The sequence below is a fragment of the Paenibacillus sp. ALE2 genome, assembly GCF_054113385.1.
The window spans coordinates 785,030-810,656 of record NZ_CM134213.1 but is presented as its reverse complement, the minus strand read 5'-3'; the positions used below and the strand labels follow the sequence as shown (position 1 = coordinate 810,656).

General features: G+C 45.8%; 24 protein-coding genes. 15 read left to right on the top strand and 9 right to left on the bottom strand.

Translation table 11 applies throughout. The features are described from left to right. Positions 1-186: 186 nt before the first annotated feature. From ACXHJ1_RS03315 to ACXHJ1_RS03305, 3 genes are all read left to right on the top strand, one after another. Positions 187-1,884 (top strand): spore germination protein, encoded by a 1,698-nt coding sequence (locus tag ACXHJ1_RS03315; protein WP_457905596.1) that lies wholly within the window; start codon positions 187-189, stop codon positions 1,882-1,884. Positions 1,885-1,976: 92 nt separating this feature from the next. After that, positions 1,977-3,005, top strand: coding sequence for a GerAB/ArcD/ProY family transporter (locus ACXHJ1_RS03310; protein ID WP_457906159.1), 1,029 nt, complete (start codon positions 1,977-1,979; stop codon positions 3,003-3,005). Then, complete coding sequence (locus tag ACXHJ1_RS03305) at positions 3,002-4,201, top strand: Ger(x)C family spore germination protein (RefSeq protein WP_457905595.1); 1,200 nt, start codon at positions 3,002-3,004, stop codon at positions 4,199-4,201. The genes ACXHJ1_RS03310 and ACXHJ1_RS03305 overlap by 4 nt, the downstream gene beginning before the upstream one ends. 76 nt (positions 4,202-4,277) lie before the next feature. Here the strand turns inward: ACXHJ1_RS03305 and ACXHJ1_RS03300 are convergent, their stop codons facing one another. Beyond that, positions 4,278-4,826, bottom strand: coding sequence for a PadR family transcriptional regulator (locus ACXHJ1_RS03300; protein WP_107734959.1), 549 nt, complete (start codon positions 4,824-4,826; stop codon positions 4,278-4,280). Between the two features lie 161 nt (positions 4,827-4,987). Between ACXHJ1_RS03300 and ACXHJ1_RS03295 the strand changes: the two genes are divergently transcribed. Further along, positions 4,988-5,479 carry a phenolic acid decarboxylase gene (locus tag ACXHJ1_RS03295; protein ID WP_016819418.1) on the top strand — a complete coding sequence of 164 codons (492 nt, stop codon included), beginning with the start codon at positions 4,988-4,990 and terminating at the stop codon, positions 5,477-5,479. A 106-nt stretch (positions 5,480-5,585) separates the two neighbouring features. On the opposite strand, the gene ACXHJ1_RS03290 is transcribed toward ACXHJ1_RS03295, so the two are convergent. From ACXHJ1_RS03290 to ACXHJ1_RS03280, 3 genes are all read right to left on the bottom strand, one after another. After that, positions 5,586-6,032: a hypothetical protein gene (locus ACXHJ1_RS03290; protein WP_457905594.1), complete on the bottom strand. Its 447-nt coding sequence runs from the start codon at positions 6,030-6,032 to the stop codon at positions 5,586-5,588. 268 nt (positions 6,033-6,300) lie between these two features. Further along, complete coding sequence (locus ACXHJ1_RS03285; protein WP_016819416.1) at positions 6,301-6,696, bottom strand: winged helix-turn-helix transcriptional regulator; 396 nt, start codon at positions 6,694-6,696, stop codon at positions 6,301-6,303. 163 nt (positions 6,697-6,859) lie between these two features. Then, complete coding sequence (locus ACXHJ1_RS03280) at positions 6,860-8,203, bottom strand: glycoside hydrolase family 30 protein (protein ID WP_457905593.1); 1,344 nt, start codon at positions 8,201-8,203, stop codon at positions 6,860-6,862. Positions 8,204-8,416: 213 nt separating this feature from the next. Between ACXHJ1_RS03280 and ACXHJ1_RS03275 the strand changes: the two genes are divergently transcribed. From ACXHJ1_RS03275 to ACXHJ1_RS03250, 6 genes are all read left to right on the top strand, one after another. Next, the gene (locus ACXHJ1_RS03275; RefSeq protein WP_016819414.1) at positions 8,417-9,097 is read left to right on the top strand and encodes a response regulator transcription factor; all 681 of its coding nucleotides are present in this window, start codon (positions 8,417-8,419) and stop codon (positions 9,095-9,097) included. After that, on the top strand, positions 9,094-10,863 hold the full coding sequence (locus tag ACXHJ1_RS03270; protein ID WP_457905592.1) for a sensor histidine kinase: 1,770 nt from the start codon (positions 9,094-9,096) through the stop codon (positions 10,861-10,863). The genes ACXHJ1_RS03275 and ACXHJ1_RS03270 overlap by 4 nt, the downstream gene beginning before the upstream one ends. Positions 10,864-10,887: 24 nt before the next feature. Beyond that, on the top strand, positions 10,888-11,397 hold the full coding sequence (gene pssA / locus ACXHJ1_RS03265) for a CDP-diacylglycerol--serine O-phosphatidyltransferase (protein WP_045245152.1): 510 nt from the start codon (positions 10,888-10,890) through the stop codon (positions 11,395-11,397). A 22-nt stretch (positions 11,398-11,419) separates the two neighbouring features. Further along, a complete protein-coding gene (locus tag ACXHJ1_RS03260; RefSeq protein ID WP_016819411.1) occupies positions 11,420-11,914 on the top strand; it encodes a DedA family protein in 495 nt (164 codons plus the stop codon). A gap of 88 nt (positions 11,915-12,002) precedes the next feature. Then, positions 12,003-12,419 (top strand): phosphate-starvation-inducible protein PsiE, encoded by a 417-nt coding sequence (psiE, locus tag ACXHJ1_RS03255; RefSeq protein ID WP_016819410.1) that lies wholly within the window; start codon positions 12,003-12,005, stop codon positions 12,417-12,419. A gap of 55 nt (positions 12,420-12,474) precedes the next feature. Next, entirely contained in the window at positions 12,475-13,482 is a 1,008-nt protein-coding gene (locus tag ACXHJ1_RS03250) for an AI-2E family transporter (protein ID WP_107734955.1), read from the top strand. Positions 13,483-13,612: 130 nt separating this feature from the next. Here ACXHJ1_RS03250 and ACXHJ1_RS03245 read toward each other — a convergent pair whose 3' ends face one another. Further along, positions 13,613-14,149 carry a VOC family protein gene (locus tag ACXHJ1_RS03245; protein ID WP_457905591.1) on the bottom strand — a complete coding sequence of 179 codons (537 nt, stop codon included), beginning with the start codon at positions 14,147-14,149 and terminating at the stop codon, positions 13,613-13,615. A 139-nt stretch (positions 14,150-14,288) separates the two neighbouring features. Between ACXHJ1_RS03245 and ACXHJ1_RS03240 the strand changes: the two genes are divergently transcribed. Then, complete coding sequence (locus ACXHJ1_RS03240) at positions 14,289-14,840, top strand: NADPH-dependent FMN reductase (RefSeq protein WP_457905590.1); 552 nt, start codon at positions 14,289-14,291, stop codon at positions 14,838-14,840. A 91-nt stretch (positions 14,841-14,931) separates the two neighbouring features. On the opposite strand, the gene ACXHJ1_RS03235 is transcribed toward ACXHJ1_RS03240, so the two are convergent. Then, positions 14,932-15,861 carry a ketopantoate reductase family protein gene (locus tag ACXHJ1_RS03235; protein WP_457905589.1) on the bottom strand — a complete coding sequence of 310 codons (930 nt, stop codon included), beginning with the start codon at positions 15,859-15,861 and terminating at the stop codon, positions 14,932-14,934. A gap of 511 nt (positions 15,862-16,372) precedes the next feature. On the opposite strand from ACXHJ1_RS03235, the gene ACXHJ1_RS03230 reads away from it, so the two are divergent. The 3 genes from ACXHJ1_RS03230 (at position 16,373) to ACXHJ1_RS03220 (ending at position 18,488) form a co-directional block, all read left to right on the top strand. Next, positions 16,373-16,744, top strand: a complete 372-nt coding sequence (locus ACXHJ1_RS03230; protein WP_016819405.1) for an MmcQ/YjbR family DNA-binding protein — start codon at positions 16,373-16,375, stop codon at positions 16,742-16,744. A 119-nt stretch (positions 16,745-16,863) separates the two neighbouring features. Further along, positions 16,864-17,490, top strand: coding sequence for a nitroreductase family protein (locus tag ACXHJ1_RS03225; protein WP_457905588.1), 627 nt, complete (start codon positions 16,864-16,866; stop codon positions 17,488-17,490). A gap of 38 nt (positions 17,491-17,528) precedes the next feature. Then, positions 17,529-18,488 (top strand): ring-cleaving dioxygenase, encoded by a 960-nt coding sequence (locus tag ACXHJ1_RS03220; RefSeq protein WP_457905587.1) that lies wholly within the window; start codon positions 17,529-17,531, stop codon positions 18,486-18,488. Between the two features lie 114 nt (positions 18,489-18,602). Here ACXHJ1_RS03220 and ACXHJ1_RS03215 read toward each other — a convergent pair whose 3' ends face one another. Further along, positions 18,603-21,968, bottom strand: coding sequence for a DEAD/DEAH box helicase (locus ACXHJ1_RS03215; RefSeq protein WP_457905586.1), 3,366 nt, complete (start codon positions 21,966-21,968; stop codon positions 18,603-18,605). Positions 21,969-22,133: 165 nt separating this feature from the next. Beyond that, a complete protein-coding gene (locus ACXHJ1_RS03210; protein ID WP_025363979.1) occupies positions 22,134-23,084 on the bottom strand; it encodes a macrolide 2'-phosphotransferase in 951 nt (316 codons plus the stop codon). Between the two features lie 333 nt (positions 23,085-23,417). Here ACXHJ1_RS03210 and ACXHJ1_RS03205 point away from each other — a divergent pair, with 333 nt between their 5' ends. Then, complete coding sequence (locus ACXHJ1_RS03205; RefSeq protein ID WP_457905585.1) at positions 23,418-24,506, top strand: site-2 protease family protein; 1,089 nt, start codon at positions 23,418-23,420, stop codon at positions 24,504-24,506. A 154-nt stretch (positions 24,507-24,660) separates the two neighbouring features. Here ACXHJ1_RS03205 and ACXHJ1_RS03200 read toward each other — a convergent pair whose 3' ends face one another. Then, positions 24,661-25,575 carry an AraC family transcriptional regulator gene (locus ACXHJ1_RS03200; protein WP_016819399.1) on the bottom strand — a complete coding sequence of 305 codons (915 nt, stop codon included), beginning with the start codon at positions 25,573-25,575 and terminating at the stop codon, positions 24,661-24,663. Positions 25,576-25,627: the final 52 nt, after the last annotated feature.

Genomic DNA, 25,627 nt, shown 5'->3' with positions numbered 1-25,627 from the left:
GTCATAGAATGAATAGATATTATCATGGATTTCCACATTTGGCACTACAGTTCATCTATCAAATTCACCTTTTTATTCCTTTTATGAGTAAAGAAATTTGCTCCAACTGACCTATCGTTCATGCATCTTTTTTCTAATCCAGGTAAATCTATATACAAATCGGGTGGAATTCAAGGAGGAATGAACGTGTGGAAGGTCATCGGAACTCATGTGCCCAAATGGAATGTGTGGGTGGAGGCCCTCTTTTTATTTATCATCCCTTTGATTATTTTTCTGACAGTACGACAACTTAAAGCGTTGGATGGTCGAGAGAGCAGACGTATGGAACGATTAAAGCTTATGGAAGAAGATCGTTCGGAGCAGGCAGATCATAATCCATCTGTCAGTGAGGCAGAGAAGGAAAAGGGGACCTTTACCGAAGATTATGAAGCCAACATAGCAAAAATCAGACAAGCAGTTGCAGATATGGCAGACGTAAACGAACGCTCGATTTTTCTGGAAAATCTGAACGCTGTAAGCACACTTTTTTTTGTGGATGGATTAACGGACAAGGTTGGCATGGATCAGAATATATTAAAACCGCTGATGGATTGGGGGAGCTCCGGGCAAGAGAGGGGAGAGCTTCCGCGAGGAAAAGAGCTTCGGGATATAATTGTTCACCAGGTCATGCTGGTATCGGAGACGGAGTATACGTTAGAGGTGCAATACTCCTTGCAAAAGGTACTATTTGGTTCAGTCATACTCGTGATTCAGGGCATACCGGGTGCTTTTGTGCTGGGTACACCCAAAGGAAATACACGAGGGGTGGAAGACCCTATATCGGAATCGGTGCTGCGGGGACCGCGTGTCGGTTTTACAGAGACCCTCAGCGACAATACAGCGATGCTGCGCAGGCATGGAGAAAGTACAGAACTGGCCATGTCGTCCTTCAAAGTCGGCAAAAGAGTGGAAAAACAGCTGATGGTAGTGTATTTCAGAGACATTGCCGACCCGGAGCTTGTAGATGAGGTGAAGCGACGGGTCCAAACCATTGATATGGATGAGGTACTGGAGTCGGGCTATGTAGAGCAGCTTATAGAGGATAATTTTCTTAGCCCATTTCTGCAAATTCAAAATACGGAGAGACCGGATCGGGTCATGGCTGCATTGCTGGAGGGACGTGTTGCGATTCTGCTGGACGGTACACCATTTGCGCTTCTTATGCCTGTAACGTATGGGATGATGCTCCAGTCTCCCGAAGATTATTATGAGCGATGGCTACCGGGGTCGCTTATTCGATTTCTTCGGTTTATGGCAACTTTCATATCGTTATTTGCTCCAGCGCTTTATATCTCCTTTATCTCGTTTCATCCCGGACTGATTCCAACCAAGCTGGTCATTTCCATTATCAGTGCTAGACAGGGGGTGCCGTTTTCGACGTTGATTGAGGCCCTGATTATGGAAATTTCCATTGAAATTTTACGCGAGGCAGGACTTCGGCTCCCCAAACCCATCGGTCCAGCGATGGGTATCGTCGGCGGTTTGATTATTGGACAGGCGGCTGTTGACGCCGGGATTGTAAGCCCGATCCTCGTCATTGTGGTGGCAGTCACAGCGATTTCTTCCTTTTCCGCCCCTGTATACAGCGCTGGCATATCCATGCGTGTTCTTCGTTTCGGTGCCATGTTCACGGCGTCCATCTTTGGCTTGTATGGCGTGATCATGTTTTTCTTGATGCTGAGTATTCATATGGTGAAATTACACAGCTTCGGCGTACCTTTCCTTAGTCTAACGACCCCACGTTCGTTCAAGGACTGGAAAGATTACTTCATACGAGCACCGTTGCAATTTATGAAAAACAGGCCCATTTTATTGAAGCATAAAGATCCCAAGCGACAAGGATGAGTTCAACAACACAGGAGGGAGCAAGATGGCCCGTGGGAAAAAAAACGGATAAAATTACAACGTTACAGACGACAGCAATTGTGCTTTGCTTTATGCTGGCTGCCGGGTTGCTTACCCTTCCCAGAGTAGCCGTTGAAGCTGCCAAAACACCGGACGCGTGGATATCTGTCATTTTAGCAGGGGGGGCCACTTTCCTGTTCGGATGGATTATCGTTAAACTAAGTTCGCGTTTTCCAGAAAATACTTTTTATCAATATGTTCAGCGGATAACAGGCAAAGTCATTGGCAAAGTGATTGGCATGTTGTACGTTATCTATTTTGTTTGTATAGCCGCATACGAAATCCGGTCTGTCGAAGAAGTAACGTCGTTCTTTCTGCTTGAGGGCACTCCGGCGTGGGCTATTTCAGCACCTTTTATGTGGCTCTCTTTGTATCTATGCATGGGTGGAGTAGGATCATTAGGGAAAATATGCCAATTGATATTCCCGATTACGGCGGCTATCTTTTTGTTGATAAGCTTGCTGAGTTTAAATATTTTCGAGTTAAATAACTTGCGTCCTGTCTTGTCAGAGGGTGTGATGCCAGTGCTTAGAACGCTCAAGACTACCTTCCTTACGTTAACGGGGACAGAGTGCCTGCTGATTATTCTTTGTCGGATGGAAAAACCGGAGAAAGCAACCAAGGCAATCGGATTGGCGATCGGGATCTCGGTCGTTTTTTATACAGCTACGTTGATCCTATGCATTGGTGCCTTTTCAATGGAAGGGGTCTTGAGTAGAACCTGGCCATTTTTAGATTTGGCCCGCAGCTTTGAGGTGGAGTATCTATTGTTGGAACGTTTCGAATCCTTATTGCTTACCATTTGGATCATGCAAATTTTCGCTACATTCAGTATTGCCTTTTATTGCGCTTCGCTTGGAGTTTCTCAAATTCTGAATAGATCTTATTCTAAACTGCTGTTCATTTTGCTCCCATTCATCTACATCCTGTCCCAACTTCCTAAAAACCTGAATGAGTTATTTTCGTTTGGAACGATCCTCGGGAATACCGCTTTTGTTTTGATCGCTCTGCTTCCACTTCCCCTGCTGCTTATTTCTCGCTGGAGAGGGGTAGGGTCATGAAGAGAGTCAAGTCAGGATTACTCGGATTGATGGTTCTCCTGATATGCAGTACACTTTCAGGTTGCTGGAGCAGTTCTCCGGTAGAAGATCTAAATCTGGAGACAGGCATTGCTATGGATATAGCAGAAGAATCTTCGCAAGAAGAGCAAATTAATCAAAAAGGAGGAAATTATCCGAAGAAAGAGTTAATTACAGGAACCTTTCAATTTGTCATTCCAGAGGAAAGTGGCGGCTCGAACAGCTCTTCTCCACAAGCTAAGAAGTTTTTTAATATTACGGAAACAGGCGATTCTGTTTTTGAAATGATAAGAGAAATTTCATTGCGGATCAACCGGCCACCCATCGGGTTTCATTTGAAAACGATTATTATTAGTTCCAGTCTGCTTCGCAAGATTCCGTTGTATGAGCTGCTGGACTTTTTCCTGGGGGATAATGATATTCGGCCCAGCGTTCAACTACTGATTAGTACAGACAAGGCGGGAAATGCACTACAGGAGAAAATTCCTGGTCAGATTCCTGCCTATATTTTAAAGGATATTTTCCAAAACCGGAAACGGAACGCACGGTTGATAAAGCCTATGGCCTTGGTTAAAGTGATCGGACCCATGAAGGGCGGAAGAAGCTTTATATTACCAAATGTTATTACGGCGGAGAATGAAATTAAGCTCGCAGGTGCAGGAATCATTAAAGGAAAGACGCAAACCTACGGTGGTTATCTGAATGAGTCAGAGGTTGAGGGTCTTATGTGGATCAAAGGCGAGCTGAACGGAGGCGTGCTGAAAAGCAGCGATCCGAAGACTGGTAAAAATATAGCATATGAGATCAAAGCGGTGAAAAGCAAGATCAAGGCCATTGTTCAGGGGGACGACATTTTCTTTCAGGTAAAAATGACCTCAGAGGGACGGGTTTCCGAGGTGTATATAAAGAATGAAGATTTGCGCAGCAACGAAGTGCTTGGACAAGAAGAGAGTCTCTTTCAGGAGAAAGTGAATTCATTAGCTGAACAAACCTTAGCTAAGATGCAAAAACTGAAGGTTGATGTCGGAGGTTTCGGAGAAGCCTTGAGGATTCAGCATCCTAAAGTTTGGCGTAAGGTCAAAAAGGATTGGGATACCACTTTTAGCACCATTCCTGTACGGTTCAGCACAGATATTCATATTGAAGATTACGGCTCTTCGATTACGACGGCAGACTAAAAGGAATTTCGTTTGTATCTGTTATAGAAAAAACCTTCAATACCACGAACCCAAGTGGAATTGAAGGTTTTTTAGTCTATTTAAACAGAGACAGCGTTTCTTTCAGCCACGTAATATAGCTTTCTTCCCGATTAATGGCACGGCTCAGCACCAAATAATGACCGAATTGACTAGAGCCGGGTACTTGAAGGTTCTCGTCCAGCCGCTGGAGAGATTTTTTACTTTCGTACAGATATTCCAGCTTTTCTTCACGTTTGGCAATCTGATCCTCAAACAAGCGCTTACTTTCTTCCTTGGGGATGGCTGCTGAGAAATACAGCATGAGCATAAACTCATCCTTTTCTGTTTCCGGTAACTCTTTGGCGCTTAGCAGCCATTCGGTCAGCTCTTGGGTCCCTTTGGGGGTAATACAGTACAGCTTCTTTTCCAGCTTGGCTCCTGTAATGGAGGTGCGATATTCAATGAGTCCCTCTTCGGTCAGTCTTTTGAGCTCGGGATAAATCTGACTGTGCTTAGCACTCCAAAATTGTCCAATTTCCTGCTTGAATTGGCTCGTAATATCGTAGCCGCTCATTTCCTCTTTGTGAACCAGACCCAAAATGGCATATTTTAATGTGCGTTTCAACGTAGCTCTCCTCGCAATGGGGTATTTGACAATAGTATATCACAGCGTTACAATTTATATGTATCTTAAAACATGTTGATATTTACATGTTTGAATGATTATTTATTATTTTGGTGTCTTGTTCAATTCATAAACTCATAATAAGGAAAGAAGGATGCAAGATGGACAAGTTTATCGGCAGTCACATGATTTACACCTATGAGAATGGTTGGGAGTATGAAATATATATTAAAAATGAGGATACGATTGATTATCGCATTCATAGTGGTATGGTAGGCGGACGCTGGGTACGTGATCAGAAGGTCAATCTGGTGAAGCTGGTAGAGAATGTGTATAAAGTATCGTGGACCGAACCGACAGGCACAGACGTTTCCCTAAACTTTATGCCTGAGGAAAAACGTATGCATGGCATTATTTTCTTCCCTAAATGGGTTCATGAGCATCCAGAAATCACGGTACGCTACCAAAACGATTTTATTCCGCTGATGGAAGAATCGCGTGAAAAGTATGAAACCTATCCGAAGTATGTAGTTCCTGAATTCGCGGATATTACATTCATTGAAAATGCAGGTGTGAACAACGAACAATTGATTTCTCAGGCACCTTACGCTGGAATGACAGACGACATTCGCGCAGGGAAGCTGCAAGCATAATTGAACATGGTTAATAGAAGTTGTGCAGCCTGAGCCTGTGGTAAGCAGTCTCAGGCTTTTTTACGTAAACTGGAGAGTGGATTACCTATGCAGTGGTGGACGATAGCTAGAATGAATAGTAGACCAGTCCATGCTCGATAAGATATGAACGACTAATCCGAGGGTGGAGGGTGGTCGCTGTTGGGGAGAGAATGTACGAGTTCGCATGGGCAGCCAGATCGGATAGGGCAGATAGAGCCAGCTCTGTTTTAACAGGTCCCCAGTGATCAGCGTGGTGCTTAATATATTGTTCGGCCTCGGTCAAGGACAGACCCTTGAGCGAGGTAAATACGGAAGCCCAGCGGACGAGGTCAAAGGTGCCTTTAATTTCAGGCAGCTTATATTCCGCCAGGCCTTGAGCGCCGTTACACGACATAGTAAGCAAGCCGCAGCAATGGTGTTGATACTGTTCAGAATCAGGAAATTGACGATGGTCGTATTGGATAATTGCTATGGAACCAATGCATAATTGCGTCGTTTGCAGCGTTGAGGGCTGGGCAAGCGTCAGGCTCATACTGGAAAGGCCTCCTTCTCGGGATCATTGTAATAGGGATGGAAGAATCATACGTCACAGCGGATGTAATGTAAATCATGAATATAAGCGTAAAACAAGAATATGTAGCGGAAAACGGATTTTAATGGCAATGGAAACGGATACTTGTATCCGTCTCTTTCATTATCTTGACGATGGTCTGTATATTACAAAAAACAACCCCAGGTCACCCCAGGGTCGTCTTTACGATATATATATCTGCATTTTGCAAAATGCTTGTTTAGCTGAATCACACGGGTGTTACATCCTGAATTGCTTCTTCTTTTTCCTCTTTCCAGATCACGTTCTCGCGATAGTTAGATCCCCAATCGTACATCGCTCGCAGTACCGGAATCAGGCTTTCGCCATGCTCCGTCAGTGAATATTCCACATGTGGAGGGACGACAGGATAGACTTTACGCAGAATGAGTTGATCTTCTTCCAGCTCGCGCAATTGGTTGGTCAGCATTTTTTGCGTAATGTGGGGGATCAGCTTCTTCAATTCACCGAACCGCTTGGTGCCTTCCATACCAAGATGCCACAAAATAATCAGCTTCCATTTGCCACCGATGACCGCGAGAGTCAATTCCTTATCACAATTAATCAGCTTCAAATCAATCCGGTCTTTTACAGTTGTGATGTTCATCGACCTCCTGTCCGTAGTTATTCCAAGTATACTATGTATAACTACAGTACGCAAAAGGAGATACATCCATTTTGGAAACTATGCATACGATGGGATACGAATCGACTGAAATCACAATCTGATGATGTGCGCCAGGCTGGAAGCTTCCAGAAATCTACGACGTTTAAGAAGGAATAACGATGGTGTTAAAGGACTCCGGCTCCAGCCCTAAACGGTGTGTTATTTCTCCGACAGACAGATTCAGCACGCGAGATTCCTTGAACGGGTTGGCGATGACCAAAGCCCTTTGTCCGTCTGTATTTTGAAAAGCAACCGCATTTCCAGCCCATGAACCTTGAATTCCAATGCGTCTGGCCCCTGGCAATACAAAATGAGAAAAGTGCTTCATAACGTAATATTCCGGGTTCAGCATAGGTTTTCGATCTGCTGGATCAACGGTGATCATCGAATTTTGCTCCCAGCCCCATGTGCTCTTGCCTTTCGGTTCCAAAACCATATTCCAGTAAATATAAGCATTCGCGCCATTAGTGAAGTAGTGTTGGTACAGGTTATATACATATTTGGCGTAGTCCCATGAGTTTTCTCCGTTTCCGCATTCATTTTCGGTCTGCATATAACGAAGCTCAGGATAGCTGGCTACGGTACGCTGAATGGCAGTTTTACCTGCCCACTGATAGCCTACACCTTTAATATATTTATAGGCCTCGGGGTCACTCAATACGGTATGGGCATACTCATCGAAGCCAGTTGAAGTTTTCTTCATTAATTCCTCCCACGGATCGGGAGCGTTAATAGTACCCAGCCAAATTTCCGTATCCAGTCCGTGTTCTTCAAAAGCAGGCCCCAAATAGTCGCGAATAAATTCACGTAGTTGTTCTCCGGTCCATACGCAGGAAGGGAATTTCTGATCAGCAATGACTTCATTTTGAACATGAACCTGATGAATCGTAATGCCTGCCTCGCGGTATGCCTGAACAAATTTGACAAAGTACAATGCATACGCTTTCAAGATATCCTTTTCCCAGCGCAACGTTCCGTAATTGTAGGTTTTCGGTGATTTCATCCATGTCGGCGGACTCCAGGGTGAGGCGAACAGCTTCAAGTCTGGATTGAGTTGTAACGCTTCCCGAATAAAAGGAATGAGATATTGCTGATCGCGCTCAATGGAAAAGTGCTTCATCTCTATGTCGCCGTCCGTTTCATTATGGCTGTACCATTCCAGCGCGTAGTCACTCGCTCCAATAGGAAGTCGGCATATCGTGAATTTGTGCTCGCCCTCCGGGTGAAAGAGAGCATGAAGCACCTGATCCCGCTCTTCGCTGTCCAAATGATTCAGGGCCACATAACCCAATTCATTAAAACAGCCGCCAAAGCCTTCTACAAGCTGATATGTTTCTCCTGTAAAGGTTAGGTTGGCACTCTCTTGGGTTTGGGTCAAATGATGAGCTTGGGATTGCCAAGCATTAGCTTTGGAAGTGGAAAACCACTGAATGGTTTGATTGCTCATGTGTACCCCTCCTGTTCAATCTTTTTGTATCTCTACTTATTATAGGGTAGGATCGTAGGGGAAGAGATGGTCTGAGCGAAGACAAATTTGCCCTTATCCAAGGTGAAATTTGCGGATGAGAAGTTTCCGTAAATAAGAAGTGGCGAGAACACATAAAGTACACATCTCTTTGATATGCTGTTGTCCTAGAATGACCGAAAGAGGGAAGTCGATTTGAATAAAAGAGTTCTTCTCGTGGAGGATGAAATACGTATTCGTGAAGTGATTGCGGATTATTTTAAACAAAATAATTGGGAAGTCTATGAAGCAGGCAATGGAAAAGATGCACTCCTCTGGTTTGATTCGGTGCAGCCGGAACTCATTATACTCGATATTATGATGCCTGAACTGGATGGTTGGGAAGTATGCCGTCAGGTACGCAGCCATTCAGGTGTACCGATTATTTTGCTGACGGCCAAATCCGGTGATGATGATAAAATATTGGGCTTTGAGCTGGGGGCAGATGACTACGTGACCAAGCCTTTCAGCCCCAAGGTGCTGATTGCTCGCGCGAACGCGCTGATGAAACGGGTAGAGGGACATGTGCAGCCGGAGTCGCATATTTTGCGGTTCGGCAGTGCTATGCTCAACACGATGGCTCATCGGCTTGAAGTGGATCAGGCGGAAGTCGAACTGACGCCCAAGGAGTATGAGCTGCTGCGGCTGCTTATACATAACAAAGGCATAGTTGTTTCACGGGAGGCGATACTGAACCGGGTGTGGGGTATCGACTTTGAAGGGGACACACGAGTTGTCGATACGCATATCAAAAAGCTGAGAAGTAAGCTGGGCCGTGAATCACGCCATATCCGCACGGTTTTTGGTACAGGCTACAGGTTTGAGGAGGAAGAATGAACAAACGGGGAGTTACCTTTAAGTTGTTCATTATGACGGTTGTGTTTTTCCTGTGTTTTTACGGAATGGTGATTTTAAGTCAATTGCTGTTTTTTGAAAATTTTTATCAGAAACAGAAGATTGGGCGTGTGGAAAGCCGTTTGCAAAGCTTCGGTCAAAGTTATGTCCAGGAAGCTTGGGGGTCTGGCAGGGTTTCGCGTGAGGCAGCTCGTTTTATGCTTCAGAATAAAAACCAGTTGGCGATTGTAACGCTGGACGGCAAAGTAAAGCTGGATGATGCGTTTCATATCAATCTCAGAAAAGCAGATGGTAAAATCGTTAAAATATCGTTGTCTCTGTTTATGAGCGAATACGGAGATGAACTGAGAGCTGCCCGGATTCAGCCTGGTGACACGGTGACCGTTGAAGGTGAGGTGTTGGGAACTGACGGCATCTCCTCTGCCTATTTAATTTATCCATCAGGCATACAGAAGCTTGGTTTCAAAAATATAGGATCAATTTCAGATGAGACAAGCACAGATGACAGTGTAAGACTGTCCGGTACGGTAACAGAGATTGTACTGCCTGATCTGAAAACCTGGAGTCAGCGCCAAGGTCTGCTGTATAGTGCGCTGGAGGAATGGTTTCCTTTATCCCAGGATCATCTGGAGAAACTTGAAAATTTCGAGGTGTTGGAGGAAGAGTGGACGGAACCTTGGACAGGGGTACGAAATGCCGTTATCGTCCATCCTGTTCGTCAGAGCACAGGCGAGATCGACCTCTTGTTCACTGTGACATCGTTGCAGGAAATCAGTGAGACGAATGAGGCTCTGCGCTGGTTTTATCTGTATCTGGGGATCGGCGGATTTGCACTCATTCTGATTTTGTCCCTGTTCTATTCCCGAATGGTAACCCGTCCGCTCATTACTTTGAATAATACCGCCAAGCGGATGGCCAAGCTCGATTTTACAGCCCATACGCCAATCCGGCAGAATGATGAGCTGGGTAGCCTGTCCTACAGCATGTATACCCTGTCCCAGAACCTGGACACAGCTTTGCGTGAGCTTCAGGAGGCCAATCAGCAATTGGTCGAGGACATGGAACAGAAGCAGAGAATGGAGGCTGTACAACAAGACTTTTTTGCCAATGCTTCTCATGAGCTGAAAACCCCGCTAAGTATTATCAAAGGGTTTGCAGAAGGACTGCAAGATGGAGTCAGCGCCGGGAAGCAGGACCATTATATGAAAGTCATTGTAGAGGAAGCGGACAAAATGGAGCGATTGGTCAAGGATATGCTGGACCTTGCCAAATTGGAATCTGGAACCCTCAAGCTTCGCAAAACGACCTTTATTTTGAGCGAGCTGGTGGAGGAGGTTGTGGATAAGCTATTCCATCTGTTGAAGGAGAAGCAGCTGGAAGTGGTCATTATTCCTGCCAATGAGCTGCCGATTCATGCCGATATAGGATGGATGGAACAGGTGATTATCAATTTTGTTGTCAACGCCATACGGCATGCCGAGGAAGGAAGCTCGATCACGATTCGTATCGAAGGCTCTGGGGAAGTCAATACGTTTTCCATTGAAAATAAGGGGGAGACCATCCCAGACGATCAGTTGGAGCTGATATGGAATCGTTTTTACCGGGCCGAGCTCTCCCGCAGCCGCCAGACAGGTGGGACAGGACTCGGGCTATCGATCGTTAAACGAATTCTGGATTTACACGAATTCCGCTATATGGCGGAGAATACCAAGGACGGCGTCCGTTTTGTCGTTATATTCGGAGGCTAAGCTATGGCAAAGGAGTTAAAAAGTATGAAATGGAATTGGTTGCCCTCACTTTGCACGCTTGCAAACCTGGGGGCAGGGGTCCTATCCCTATACTTCACGATTCATGAGCAATATATGACCGCCTTTACCCTCGTGGTAGTGGCTGCTTTATGGGATGTACTGGACGGTTTGCTGGCAAGGCTGCTGCATTGCTCCAGTGATTTTGGCAAGCAACTTGATTCACTGGCGGATGTGGTCTCATTTGGTGTTGCTCCTGCTTTTCTAATTTTGCAGTACAAGCTGGGGGATACCCACTGGATAGGACCGCTTGTAGCCGTGTTGTTTGTGATATGCGGTGCGGTAAGGTTGGCGAGATTCAACCTGATGGCTTTTAGCAAAGGCTTTGTGGGTATGCCTATTACGGCTGCGGGCGTGATTTTGTCCTTTATGTTTTTATGGAGTGAGCATTTGAAGCCGGGATTGTTGCTGGCACTCATGGTGGTGCTGTCGTTCCTGATGGTTAGCCGTATTCCCTTCCCGTCCTTCAAAAAATAATCGGTCAGGAGGTGGCGCCTCTATGGAATGGGCCATCAGCATGATTACACAATACGGATATATTGCTATTTTTGCACTGCTTGCCCTTGGAATTATAGGGCTACCCGTTCCTGATGAAATTATTATGGTGTTTGTCGGCTACCTATCCTCTATCATGGTACTGAATTATTCCGTGTCTATATTAGTCAGTTTCATTGGGGCGATGACAGGGATGATGATCAGCTACACGTTAGGCAAAAAGCTGGGTCAGCCGCTGGTAGATAAGCACGGCAAGTGGGTGGGACTGACACCAAAGCGGTTTGCAAAGGTAAAAGGGTGGTTTGCGCGCTTTGGATTGTGGACCATTTTGTTCGGTTATTTTATTCCAGGAGTCAGACATGCGACAAGCTATTTGTCGGGGATTAGCGCGATGCCTGTACGAAAATATATGCTGGTGGCCAGCGCCGGTTCTCTGGTATGGACACTGATCTTTATCTCCATTGGTTACATTGCCGGGGCCAATATAAACTTTCATTAAGGTAACCGCAAAAGTAATGTAGCATTTTTCACGTATTGCACCGATAATATAAATAAAAGAACCTGTACAACCAGTGAGGGGATCTGTATTGAATGCATTAATGAAGTATATTGAAAAGTTACCTGGTTTTCTGCAAATGATCTTGAATATCTCGCTGTTTCTGGTCGGGCTGATTTTAAGCTTCTTACTTCTAAAAGAAACATGGGCCATATTTTCATATGTGTTCTTGTCTACAGAAGACGACAAAAATTACTATGAATTCACGGAAGAACTGCTTGTATTCTTTTTGTATTTTGAATTCATTGCATTAATCGTTAAGTACTTTAAAACCAATTTTCATTTTCCATTACGTTATTTCATCTATATTGGGATTACGGCCGTCATCAGGCTCATTATTGTGGACCATGATGATGCTAAAAATACATTCTGGTGGTCCATTGCTATCCTAGTCATGGTAGGTTCTCTATTGATTGCTAACAGTAAGTTGTTAAAGAGAGAAAGTTGATGCCGAGTAAGATTGCAAGGGTGACAGTCAAGTAGGAGAGAGGGAATAAAGACGAATGGTAAGAAACTGGATGAATCATGCGGGCGTCAGGCGGGTAGCCGTCCTTGCGATAATCGTTTTGCTGTTGTTTATGTTAAGAAGCATGATGAATATTATGTTGTTAACATTGCTGCTTACGATCTTGATTGGCAGTATATATAACGGAGTGAATAAGCTGGTCAAGCGGTTCGTCAATGTACCGTCAATGGTCGTGCTGCTACTGGTGTATGGGCTGCTGATCCTGATTATGGTGTGGGGCGTTTACCGAATGGTGCCGCTAATCATTGTACAGGTCAAGCAGGTGTATCTCATGATTCAGCAAGCGTATATGTATCCTGATCGTAATCAATGGAACGAAACGATTATCGAATTTATGGACACGCTGAATGTTCAGCGGCTATTTGAGCCTGGCCTGAGTGCAGTGATGAAGGTCAGTCAATTGGGAACACAGCTTCTGGTGTCGATTATTTTGAGCTTGTTCTTCCTGATGGAAAAATCCTATATTACACGTTTTACAGCTACGTTTGTAGATAGCAAGCTGGGTTGGTTTTTCAAGGAAGTGGGTCATTTTGGCCGTATGTTTCTGGGTACGTTCGGGAAGGTATTGGAGGCTCAACTGCTGATTTCACTTATTAACTGTATATTGACCACGATTGCGCTCTGGATTATGGGCTTCCCTAATCTGCTCGGTCTTGCGCTCATCATTTTCGTACTGGGATTGGTTCCGGTGGCAGGTGTGTTTATCTCACTGGCACCCCTCGGCCTGATCGCTTTTAGCGTCGGGGGAATCAATTATGTGATTTACTTGGTTATTCTGATCGTAGTTATTCATGCGATTGAAGCCTATTTCTTAAATCCGAAGCTGATGTCATCCAAAACGAATTTACCGATCTTTTTTACCTTTGTCGTACTTATTTTCTCTGAGCATCTGATTGGAATTTGGGGCTTGATTGTTGGTATTCCGTTGTTTGTTTTCTTCCTTGATCTGATTGGGATAAAACGCAAGCAAGAGAAGGATACCTAATCTATTTACGACAGATACGAACATAGTAGTGACCATTGATTTTTCATGACGAATGCCTGCGAAGCCGCAGGCATTTTTTGCTTTCTCTGATATTCGTCATTTTATTCATGGGAAAGATGGCTGACGCTCATCACCGTTCAGGAGGAGTCCAACGGTACGCTTCACTTTCTTGGGGATATCGGATACCGTCAGGGTAGCTTATCAGCTCGATAATCGTTCCCCAGGGTGATCTTCCATATACAAACTGGTTGCCTGCCCCTGCTTCAATACCGGATAGCGCATGCGGAGGGGACAAGAGTGTTCCTCTTGCTTGTTGAAAACGTGCCGTCGCCGCGTTCACGTCATCCACATAGACAGCAAAATGCTGTAGGCCATAGTCTGCTAATTGGATAGCGGAGTTTTGCGGGGTGTTTTCCAACTGAAATAGCTCAATTCCAGGTCCTTCATGGATGCGAAGCAGACGAATATGAATGATACGTGAGCCTCGTTTGAGTCCTAATTGCTGTTCTGTTTGTTCTCCTTCTTGTGGAGGCTGCTGCTTGTTGAGGGCATCATAGCAGATGTCAGCCCCGAAGGCGTTCTGTAAAAAGGTCGTTGCCTGTTCCACATCAGGTACCGTAATTCCAATATGATCTATTCCGCGTACGGGATGTTGTTTTGGGGTCATGTATACGTCTCCTCCTTCTCGTATCTATTGTTTTTACCCATAATCTAATGTTTACCCACCAACTTTTTAATTCTCTAGTTAACTGTAGTACACTGAGTATCCAAGATAAGATATTGTTAAAGGAAACGAGATGATATAGATGGGACAAAAGATTAAGGTATTGGCTATATCGGGGAGTCTTCGTCAAAAGTCTTCCAATACCGCACTTATGAAGGCTGTTATTGGACTGGCTTCTGAAAATATATCATTCATGGTTTATGATGGATTGGGGGATTTGCCTCATTTTAATCCTGACTTGGATGTAGAGGAAGGGCCAACTTCCGTAAGAGAGCTACGGGAGCAATTGAAACAAGCCGATGGAGTACTGATCTGTACGCCGGAATATGGGAATGGTGTGCCAGGTGCTTTGAAAAATGCCTTGGACTGGCTCGTATCTTCAGGTGAATTTGTAAATAAGCCTACAGCGGTCATTAGCGCTTCGCCGTCCCCTATGGGCGGTAACCTGGCTCATGCTTCGCTGCTGCTCACATTGCAAATGATCAATGCAGAGATTGTGGAAAATGGAAAGGTCATTATTCCGCATATCACATTGAAGTTGAATCAAGAGGGCACCATAACAAATGCTGAAACTAGACAGGAGCTGGAAGCATTACTTCAAGGGCTTGAGCAAGCATGCAGAGGACAGGCATAGAAAAATTCAAAGCAGATCCTTCATCATAGAAGGATCTGCTTTTTCGGATGGCCACCTACTATGTATTCAACGGCAGGTATTCATCAGTTATCTAAATGTTAGAAGTGTTCAATAAGCTCTCATAGACCTTTAAACGGGCATACACCGTTTCAAGTATCGGATATGAGACATTACTGCCAGAAGCCAATGCCAGAAGTGCACCGTGCAGATGGCTTGCTTCAACCGGTAGACTTTTCTGCATATCACGTTGCATGGAAGACATCATCTCAGGCTTTAACGAATCCATCGTTTTTAGCGTATGAGCTTCCATTTCTGAATGAATAGGCATATCTGCGTTGCGTGCAAGTGTGACGATCTCATGCAGTAGCCTTTCATAGATTGCACGCGATTCGGGCGTGGCGAGTATAGCTCCGACGGAGCTACCCATGAGGGTTGTGATTCCGCTCATGCTGGCAATAAATATATACTTCTGCCAAATTTCACGCTGAATGTCATGACTGTGTGTGACGGTGAAGCCTGCATGATCAAGATGGCTACATAGTAGTTGCGCACGCTCTGAATTTGCTCCATCCCATTCCCCAAAAACAATGCGGTGAAACGGGCTTGTCTGAACGATAGAGCCTTTGTGATTTAACGTCGTTTCGATATAACAAAGCCCACCCAGCACTTTTTCAGTTCCGAAATATTCGCGCAAAGATTCAAAATGTTCATAACCGTTAAGTAAAGGAAGAATCATGGTATCTTTGCCGATATAAGGCGCAAGGTCGGGCTGCAATAGAGGCAGATGGTACGCTTTGACCGCGAGAATAATACAGTCAAATGGCTCAGCAGCTTCGCCATAGGTAATAGCCTGGATCGGTGTCTGAAAATCTCCGTGCACACTTTGAATCGTCAGACCGTTTTCTGCCAAATGAAGCTTTTTGGAAGGGCGCACGAGAAAGGTTACATCTTCTCCCTTTTGAACCAGGCGTCCCCCAAAATAGCCTCCAATAGCTCCTGCACCCACAACTAGAAACCGCATCCTAGGGTACCTGCCTTTACTTTTTGTTTCATTTCCTTTAGTTGCAAAACATTAAGCGCCTTCGAGTTTGTCATGATACATTCAAATCCTTTCCTACCTTGGTTTTGGAAAAACAAAAAACCTTCCAGCACATTGCTGAAAAGGTCCGAAAGGCAAAAAAAGAGTCAATTTGCGACCGTTCTTTTGTCTCGGTCCTTTCGGATCAGAGCAAAATCCAACGAGTTCACCTCCATAGGGTCACGCTTATACTTATTAAATTACACCTTACCAGAGTACCGTTCGAATATATCGATACAGCCTCTCAGGGAAGTATACCAGAATATCAGGTTCCTGTCCCATATAAAGCCAATCCGAACAGTGTGTGACGGTATCCATAATGATTTACCTTTAGCACAGTTCCCCTAAATGTAGCACGGACTTAGTGTATATGTAGCGTAATGAAGGTGATATAATAGGGCGCAAATAGGTAGGTTCATAGAACAAATAACTTGGAGCAGAGGAGAGAAGGCTGGTGTTTGAGCAAATTGTAGCGTATGGTCTGAGCCAAAAAGAGGCCGTTAAGGATTATCCATTTGGAGCTGATCCCCTGGTACTAAAGGTAGGGGGCAAGATGTTTGCTCTCCTGACTGAAAAAGATGGCATTAGCCACGTATCCCTGAAATGTGATCCGGTCATTGCAGAAAACCTGCGTCAGCAGAACAAGGCAATTAAGCCAGGCTATCATTTGAATAAAAAGCATTGGAATACGGTAGAGGTTGATAATAGCTTTCCGTTGGAGGATTTGTACAGCATGATCGACCATTCGTATGAGCTGGTCTTCAAAAGCTTAACCAAAGCGCAACGCGAAGCGATTACGATGAGGATACGGGCTACGGATCTGTAAAGGGCTGGTGAAGCCCTTAGTAACACTTTTATAGTTTTACTTGACAGAAAACCACTAAAGATATATTCTTAATTTAAAGATAATTTATTTGAAAATAATATCAAGGAGTGGACCTGAATATGAGCGAACTGGTGAATGTTATTCAAGAGAGAAGATCGGCTTCTAAATTTATTCCTGATGTTACTATAGATGCAAAAGAACTGGAAGAGATATTTCAGCTGGTGAAGTTTGCTCCATCGGCTTTTAATTTACAGCATGCGCGTTATATCGTAGTGCAGGATGCAGAGATCAAACAAAGGCTGCATGATGAGGCAAGTAAGCAGTATAAAATATTAACCGCTTCGGCCACTATTGTAGTGCTGGGTGATACAGAGGCTCATACCAAGGTAGCTGATCTCAACGAAGGGTTCCTGAATTTGGGCGTTCTGAGCAAGCAGGAATATGATAGCACCGTAGAATCGGTAACTCAGTTTTATCGCGAGCGGGGACCTGTCTTCCAGAGGGAAGAAGCGATTCGTAATGCCAGCCTGTCGGCTATGCAATTTATGTTGATTGCCAAGGATAAAGGCTGGGATACTTGCCCGATGATCGGTTTTGACCCGGCGAAGGTGCAGGAAGTATTGAATATCCCCGAGCAATTTGTGCCTGTGATGATGATCACCTTGGGGAAAGAGGACGAATCGGGGCAACGGGCAAGAGGATATCGCAAGCCTGTTGGACAGTTTGTTAGCTACAATGGATTTTGAAATTTGTAAATCATCATGTTCATTAAGGAGTGATTGAGATGTCTTTGAAAACCGCTGGAATTCACCATATTACGTCCTTTGCAGGCGATCCGCAGGGCAATGTTGACTTTTACGCAGGTGTGCTTGGTTTGAGATTGATCAAAAAGACAATTAACTTTGATGCTCCAGAAGTATATCACTTGTATTTTGGGAATGAAGAAGGCAGCCCGGGCACGATCATTACCTTTTTTCCGGCTCCGGGTACACGCAAGGGTAAAATTGGAGGCGGACAGGTCGGGATTACGACGTATGTCGTGCCGCCGGGCTCGCTGGATTACTGGGAAAACCGTCTGCATAGCTTGAAGGTGTCTTTCACGAAGGCTACTCGTTTTGGCGAGTCATTCATCCAGTTCCGAGACAATGAAGGCTTGCATCTGGAACTGGTGGAGCGTGAGGAAGGCCCAGTGAACACGTGGACTGCCGGAGGCGTGCCTACAGATAAAGCGATCAAGGGCTTTGGAGGAGCAGTGCTCTACAGTGCGGATTCCAAGCACACCCAAGGCGTGCTGGAGAATGTTCTGTGCATGACTCCCATCGGAGAAGACGCAGATGCAGGCTATATCCGTTATCAGACGACTGGGGATCTAGGCAACCTGATCGACATTCCAGTCAAAGATGTACCATGGGGGAACGGCGGCGCCGGTACGGTTCACCATATTGCTTGGCGCGCGCAGGACGATACTGAGCATCAGGCGTGGGACGAATGGGTTCGTCAGCATGGTTTTGGGACCAGTGGCATTGTAGATCGCCAATACTTCAATGCCGTATACTTCCGCGAGCAAGGCGGTATTCTATTCGAGATCGCAACCGATCCGCCCGGATTTACGGTGGATGAGGAATTGAATGAGTTGGGGCACAAGCTGATGCTGCCTGAATGGTATGAGCCTCAGCGCGCCGAGATTGAGTCTAATCTGGTTCCCATCGAACCTAGAGTACTCCAACAGGATGAATCGGTTTAAGCTGGACAATCACATATGGAACATCAAAAGGTCCAATGCGGGAAGATTTCCATCCTCATTGGACCTTTTGGTATCTGAATGTCATTAGTGTAAAAATAAGCGTGGAAGAGCTGTTTAGATCATGAGCAGCTCACGAATTTCCAGTTCAGTCAGTGCTGAAAGGCTTTCTTGCCCCGGCTGAATGACCTGGTCGATCAGATTTTTCTTTTTTTGCTGTAGCTCATACATTTTGTCCTCTACTGTACCTTGGGCGACGAGCCGAATAACCTGCACCACTTTTTTCTGGCCCATTCGGTGTGCACGGTTGGTAGCCTGCTCTTCTACAGCGGGATTCCACCACAGGTCATATAGAATGACGGTATCTGCGCCGGTGAGGTTCAGACCCGTACCTCCTGCCTTGAGGGAAATCAGGAACAGCTCGCGTTCTCCTTCGTTGAAGCGACTGCACAGCTCGACTCGTTCGGGGGCGGGAGTCTGTCCATCCAGGTAAAAGTAGGGGACCCCCTCACGAGAAAGCTCACGTCCGACCATTTGAAGCATCGTGGTGAACTGTGAAAAAATGAGCATTCGCTTCCCGGAGCTGAGACATTCCGTAATAATCTCCAGCAGTTGTTCAAATTTGGCCGAGCTTCCCGTATATCCTTCGATGAATAAGCCCGGATGACAGCAGAGCTGCCGAAGTCGGGTCAGACCTGCGAGAATTTTGATCCGGTTTTTCTGAAATCCTTCTTCGTTAAGATGCTTCAACGTTTCATGCTGGAGCTTGGCCAGATAAGCCGTGTACAGCTTTTTTTGCTCTGGCAGGAGGCGTGATACCTGCACGGATTCAATTTTCTCCGGCAGTTCCTTAAGAACATCACTCTTCAGACGGCGCAGCAGGAACGGACGAACCCGCTTGGCAATTACATTTCGAGGCAGGTTGTGAAACGCTCTTTTTCCGCCGGGAAATAGCTCAGGAAATACAACGTCGAAGATGGACCAAAGTTCTTCCAATGTATTCTCGATTGGCGTTCCTGTCAGGGCAAAGCGGTAACGGGCTTGTACATCCTTAACGGCCTGTGCCGTCTGGGTAGCATGATTCTTGAACGCCTGCGCTTCGTCCAGAATGAGCGTATGAAACGATGGCTTGCTGTACACATCCGCATCGCGTCGCAGCAGCGGATAGGAAGTAATAATAACGTCATAGCTGGCAGCATCCCGTATAATTCGACTCCGTTCCTCCGGGCTGCCATCTGCAATAGTGACACGGATATGCGGGGCGAATTTCTCCAGTTCATTCCGCCAATTGTACACCAGTGATGCAGGGGACACGATCATGGCTGGAAGCTGCTGACTGCGAATTTCCGGCAATACTGAAACGAGGAAGGCAATGCTTTGCAGCGTTTTGCCCAGCCCCATATCATCTGCCAAAATACCTCCAAAACGGTAATGTGCTAAGGTCTTAAGCCATTGAAAACCGTAGACCTGATAATCTCTCAAGATAGGGGCAAGCGTGACGGGTACTGGAAAGTCGAGATGGTCAGGATTGCGTATATTTTCTAGCAGCTGGCGAAAGGTTTTACCCAAGGTCAGGCTTTTCACATGATCGTGAGGATCAATTAAATACAGACCCTGCGTGACCGGGATTCGAATCTGCGCTGCATCCAGATCGCTTTTGCGGATACCTGTTTCGTTCATGAACCGAATTAATTCCTTGTACTCCTCTGTTTCCAGTGGCAGCAGGGCACCATTCGGCAGACGGTGATATTTCTGTTTTTCTTCCAACGATTGGAGCAGCTTGCGAATTTCCGATTCCGGTATACCCTCAATATCAAATTTAAATTCAAGCCAATCCGTACGTTCATCCCACTCCGCCCGTATTCTTGGGACAGGCAGGGTATTATTGATTTTCGATTTGACTGCACCCGTGGCATAGACGTCCAGCAACTTTTCCAGTTGTGGAACCGTATGGTACAAAAAGTCATACTCCGCATCTTCATCTTCCATAAAATATCCGCTGTCTGTTCTGGCGAAGGAGCTATGCTCCATCAGTTTCAAAATCCGTTGCTCCTGTTCACCATCACGTATCAGAATCCGGTCGTTACCTGGTGTTCGTGCATCTGTTTCCAACGGGTTGATGATGATGTCTCCATATTGGAATTCCAATCCTGCCAGCAGTTTGTCTCTTACCCTGTCCAGATACAGCTTGGCCTTCAACGGATGCTGGGCGACCCGCTCTGAGACAGAACGGGTCATATGGACACGTCCGAGCTTCATTAAGCCGGGCACGACTTTATCCATAAAAGCTTCCATCTGTTCTGGTGCGATCTGGACTGCTCGTCTGTGATGTACCTCGACCATTCGTTTTAGCTCGGACAAACGCCGTAAGGAATCATCCTTCTGCTTGACAAGCTTGCCATCGGCAATGACGACACCGTAGTCCTCCATGATGGTCAAGTCATCTAATCCTTGAATGCTTAACTGGTAGCCCTCGCTTGTGGATTCGGCCTCATCAAATTCAAATTGCAGCGGAAGCATCAGGTCGGACTGAGGAATACCTTCGCTCATGTTACCGTGAATTTCAAAATAGACGCCCTGTGCTGCTGTCAGCAAGGGGAACAGCCTATCCCAAGCGGCAGGCGGGATGAGAAGCATTCGCTCGCCACTCATATGACTGCCGGAGGCTGAATACGTGCCAGAGGTTTCCCGAATCATGCGCTCCTGATGGCATACCTGGGATAATTGCTGTAGGATCGCATCATGTTCAGCTCGGAAGCGGTACAGCTCAGGCTCGTAAGAGAAGCTCTTCGTGAACATGTAGCTATTCCCACGGTCGATACTGTCCAGAAACGGACGGATTTTCTGAACGATGTATAATCGTTTGGGTCCAGCCTTCATTTCCAATCCAAACATATATTTTTGGTAACCGTAGGCAAAAGGCCGGATGACGAATTGAAAATCCAAGATCGCACGAGTATCCAGCAGCGTAGGAGTGCTGCGAAGCGGTCTCTTGCGGCCGAATAGTTTTAACATACTGTCGGTCAACTGGAGATCCCCTTGTGTGATGCCAGAGGATCGTGAAATTCTAGCAGTGTGTTCATTGGGGGCATCTGTAGATGTGTACATCCCGTCTGAACCCATGCTCCCCGCTGGATCTGGGGCAGTGCCGGGATGAAGTCTGGAGACATAGGAGCGTACGGATAGACTTTTTCCACGTCGCATATCATAGGCGTTAAGAAGAACAGCAGCAATATGTTTGCAATAACGTCCGGTGGTCTGAAATGAGCTACAGGTACATTCCGCGCGGATACTGCCGTTGGGCCGGATCATCGCAGCAACGGCATAAAAGCCGTTTCCTTTGACTGTAGCTTCATACACACCTTCATTATGATCTATTTGTGTAAAGGCCACCTTTTTGGCCCGATAATAAGCATCCCCGTCGTCATAAGCAGATTGACTGCATAGTTGTCTGATCGCTCGCCGGGTAAGTTCAAAACTCATGGTTCGTAATCCTTTCCTGAGTTATTCCGTTTTCTACATGATAACAGAACAGACCGGGTGAAGGACACTGGAGTGCGGAACGTAACTTTAGGAAAAAGAAGAGAAGAAAAAAAGCAGGCCTTGGTCCGTCATTGAACCAAAGTCTGCCAGGTGGCTACAGCTATATTATATGTCGGGCAACCCCTCTCCTTGCTCATGAACTCCCAGCGCATTACGTGCCATATCCATATACTCTTCCACACCAGACTTAAGGGCGAATTCGGCGATAAGCACAGGGTAAGCTGAAGTTAATTCGACGATATGATCGCTCATACGCGGCCATACACGTCCGCCTGCTGTCTCATAAAGCTTCAATAAACGAGCAAGCTCTACTTCTCCGAATAAAGTATAGTAACTCGTAAAATCAATTGCCGGATCAGCTACTTCGGCCTCGGTCCAGTCTAGTATTCCAGTAACCTCTGTATTCGAAGAGACTAGAATATGACCTGGGTGCAGATCGCCGTGCACAAATGCGGAATATGCCGGCCAGTAGCTATCGTCAGCTAGCCACGCCTGCCATCGTTGCCACAGCTCCTCAGATACACCAAAGACGCGCCGTGTTTCTTCCATTCGCTGAGCCATTAATTGCCGAACTTCGTCGTGCTGCTTTACGCGAACACCGAAATCAGCTGCCCGTTGGTAATCTATCCGGTGCAACGCGGCTAAGGCTTTAGCGAGTGAAGCAACGAATCTATCCGTCAGAGCGTCAGGGTTGATGAACCATACATAGCTTTTTGTTTCCATATCAATAGTAGCAGCGGGAGTTCCCCCCAACTGAGGATAGGCGATGAGCTTTGGACTATATATTTGCCAATCAGGTACCGCTATAGGAAGAGTATCACGAATCATCCGAAGCACCTTATGCTCGTAAGCGGCAGATTGAATCACATCTGCTCGTCGCGGTGTACGTAGAACCCAAGGGGTATCGTGGATGTCTTTGGCGAATACGGCTCGGAAATCCAGCCCGGATTCATTGAGTTCCAATCCTTCATGTTGTATGTGAAGCCCATTGTTTTGGGCAAGGGCCAATATATCGCTAACGTCATTCGGGTTAGTCGAGGGACGCTTTTCAGTCATATGAAACACACCTCATTGTTCAGATTTGGTCTTAAAAAAGGTAACTTAAACAAGCTTCAACCCTTCATGTGAAAAACGGGTTGAGCTTCATTGAGAAGCCTAGCCTTTTATCTGAGACGCATGTAGTGAGTACACATGAATGAGCAAACCTCCTTTTACAAAATAGGGTATCTAACCCAGCCCTAATATACCATCCGACATTCGAGGATGTCTACAATATACGGGATAATGTACATAGCTTCCCCAGTTCGCTTATCTGTGGACTAGAGAAGTTTTTACAAGCTGCACATTGCAGGATACAATGGAAGTATTAGAGAAAGGAGACGGATACGTTTGCAAAAAGAAGACAATAAGACCGATTCCAAATCCGGCTCATCCAAATGGTATCTTGGTAGTGCAGCAGCATTGCTCCTGCTGAAAGGCAAATCGTTACTTGCCCTTTTAAAATTCAGTAAATTTGGCGGTGCGCTGATATCTATGGCGTTTACGATTGGCACGTATGCGATTATATACCCGTGGGGATTTGCGGTTGGGTTCGTGTTGTTGTTATTCGTGCATGAGCTGGGGCATGTATTGGCTGCCAAACGCAAGGGGCTTCCGGTGTCGACACCGTTATTTATTCCATTTCTCGGTGCGTTAATCACCATGAAACGACAGCCTTTGGATGCCCAGACAGAGGCTTACGTGGCCATGGGCGGCCCGTTATTGGGGACAGTTGGGGCTATGGCCGTATACGCAGGAGCGTATGCAACAGACAGTCCACTTTTGTATGCACTAGCATATATCGGTTTTTTCCTGAACCTGATTAATTTGCTGCCGATTCATCCGCTTGATGGAGGACGGATTTCTACAGCAGTGACACGCTGGTTATGGCTGGTAGGCCTACTAGGTGGGATTGTAGTCATCGTGTATTTGAAATCCATTTTATTTTTCTTAATTTGGGCACTATTTGCCTATGATTTATACAAAAAATATGTCAAACGCAATAAAGAAGGCGTCAAGGTTCAGTCGTTATTACAGAAGCCGCTGGTTAACGTACAGCATTTATATGAGCAAGGATATCCGCTACCAGGACCGGAGCATACGCGCAGATTATCCTTTAATACCTACTCGGATCTGGAGGGGCAGCAATATGTAACGGTATATATGGAGAGTCTGGATGTGGAGCATACGCTTCTGCTGCCACAGCAGTGTCTTGTCCAGCATGTATGGCTGAACGGTGTAGAACATATACCTACCCCGGATGCGTATCAGCTCAGATTGCTGTGTGGGATTGACTACATTCCATTTGAAAATGATAAATATTACGAAGTACCCGCATCATCACGCTGGAAATTCGGTATCGGTTATATGGGCTTGGCCTTATTCCTGATAGGGATGATGTATGTTGTACACCAGCACATAGGAGATATCAGGCTATGATTCGCAGAATATAAACTTCACCATTTAATTTAGATTATTAAGGCAATGAAACTCATTAGAAAATAAAGTAGAAAGAGCGCGACAGCCGAATATACGGTGTCGCGCTCTTTTTCATATGATTAACGCAGTGGAGCCATTGCTATCCTTCCTTATTCTAGCTCCGCTGCTCATCAGTAATCGGTTTTAACGTCTGACGGTATTTTAGCGGGCTGGTACCTGTCCAGCGCTTGAACTGTCTGCTGAAATGAGCCAGACTGGAGTATCCCAGTAGGGAAGCTACCTTGTTTAGCGGTAGATTGGGCTGCTGGATCAGCACCTTAGCCTCATGCAGCTTGGTTTCCGATAGATAGTGACGTGGTGAATAGCCGTAAACCTTGCGGAACACTTCCTGGGCATAGCCTGGACTGATTCCAAGGGAAGCCGCCACATCTTCAAGCCGGAACGTCTGCTCGCCAGATTCATCCTCTCGATAAGGTTTGAACCTCGATTGAATAGCTTCCATAATGGCCTTGGCATATTGAACGGATGAAGGTGCAATTCTCGGCTCCAATCCCGTAGAAATCATTTGCGAGAATATCCCGAATAGCTCAAACAAAGCAATCTGCATGCGAAAGCGGTCCGCTGTCGTATATTCTCCGTTCTCCCGCACCATGCTGATCCAGCTATGGACAACTTTCTGCAGCTTGGTATTGGTTTCAGTGCCTGCCGGGAAAAAGAGCTGATTGCTTTTAATCATCTCTTGACGGAACAATGGATCATCGACATTAAAATGGGTGCTAAAATAATACATTCCATCAGGGGATACACACTGACTCACATGCTTGAACCCCGGCGGAATAATTAAAATATCGCCTTCCCCCACCGAGTATACGTTATTCTCCATCATCGTTTCCTGACGACCTTCTAGAATGAGTGCAATTTCAAAACCGATATGGGACTCCTCAGGCATGCACCAATCCGCTTTGACCCGGTGAATATGGGCACCAAAAAACTTCACATTCCAATCAATAATAGGTAACCATTGGCAATCATGGAATAGAGCTGGATCAACATCTGGATTTAATATCATCAGATCACCTTCGATTAGGGCAAATTTTACACCGCTTAGACAATCTCATTGT

Coding starts and splice junctions, on each gene's coding strand:
- ACXHJ1_RS03310 (WP_457906159.1), top strand. CDS start 1,977: ATGCTGGCTGCCGGGTTGCTTACCCTTCCCAGAGTAGCCGTTGAAGCT.
- ACXHJ1_RS03305 (WP_457905595.1), top strand. CDS start 3,002: ATGAAGAGAGTCAAGTCAGGATTACTCGGATTGATGGTTCTCCTGATA.
- ACXHJ1_RS03295 (WP_016819418.1), top strand. CDS start 4,988: ATGGACAAGTTTATCGGCAGTCACATGATTTACACCTATGAGAATGGT.
- ACXHJ1_RS03290 (WP_457905594.1), bottom strand. CDS start 6,032: ATGAGCCTGACGCTTGCCCAGCCCTCAACGCTGCAAACGACGCAATTA.
- ACXHJ1_RS03285 (WP_016819416.1), bottom strand. CDS start 6,696: ATGAACATCACAACTGTAAAAGACCGGATTGATTTGAAGCTGATTAAT.
- ACXHJ1_RS03280 (WP_457905593.1), bottom strand. CDS start 8,203: ATGAGCAATCAAACCATTCAGTGGTTTTCCACTTCCAAAGCTAATGCT.
- ACXHJ1_RS03270 (WP_457905592.1), top strand. CDS start 9,094: ATGAACAAACGGGGAGTTACCTTTAAGTTGTTCATTATGACGGTTGTG.
- pssA (WP_045245152.1), top strand. CDS start 10,888: ATGAAATGGAATTGGTTGCCCTCACTTTGCACGCTTGCAAACCTGGGG.
- ACXHJ1_RS03260 (WP_016819411.1), top strand. CDS start 11,420: ATGGAATGGGCCATCAGCATGATTACACAATACGGATATATTGCTATT.
- ACXHJ1_RS03250 (WP_107734955.1), top strand. CDS start 12,475: ATGGTAAGAAACTGGATGAATCATGCGGGCGTCAGGCGGGTAGCCGTC.
- ACXHJ1_RS03245 (WP_457905591.1), bottom strand. CDS start 14,149: ATGACCCCAAAACAACATCCCGTACGCGGAATAGATCATATTGGAATT.
- ACXHJ1_RS03240 (WP_457905590.1), top strand. CDS start 14,289: ATGGGACAAAAGATTAAGGTATTGGCTATATCGGGGAGTCTTCGTCAA.
- ACXHJ1_RS03235 (WP_457905589.1), bottom strand. CDS start 15,861: ATGCGGTTTCTAGTTGTGGGTGCAGGAGCTATTGGAGGCTATTTTGGG.
- ACXHJ1_RS03225 (WP_457905588.1), top strand. CDS start 16,864: ATGAGCGAACTGGTGAATGTTATTCAAGAGAGAAGATCGGCTTCTAAA.
- ACXHJ1_RS03220 (WP_457905587.1), top strand. CDS start 17,529: ATGTCTTTGAAAACCGCTGGAATTCACCATATTACGTCCTTTGCAGGC.
- ACXHJ1_RS03215 (WP_457905586.1), bottom strand. CDS start 21,968: ATGAGTTTTGAACTTACCCGGCGAGCGATCAGACAACTATGCAGTCAA.
- ACXHJ1_RS03210 (WP_025363979.1), bottom strand. CDS start 23,084: ATGACTGAAAAGCGTCCCTCGACTAACCCGAATGACGTTAGCGATATA.
- ACXHJ1_RS03200 (WP_016819399.1), bottom strand. CDS start 25,575: ATGATATTAAATCCAGATGTTGATCCAGCTCTATTCCATGATTGCCAA.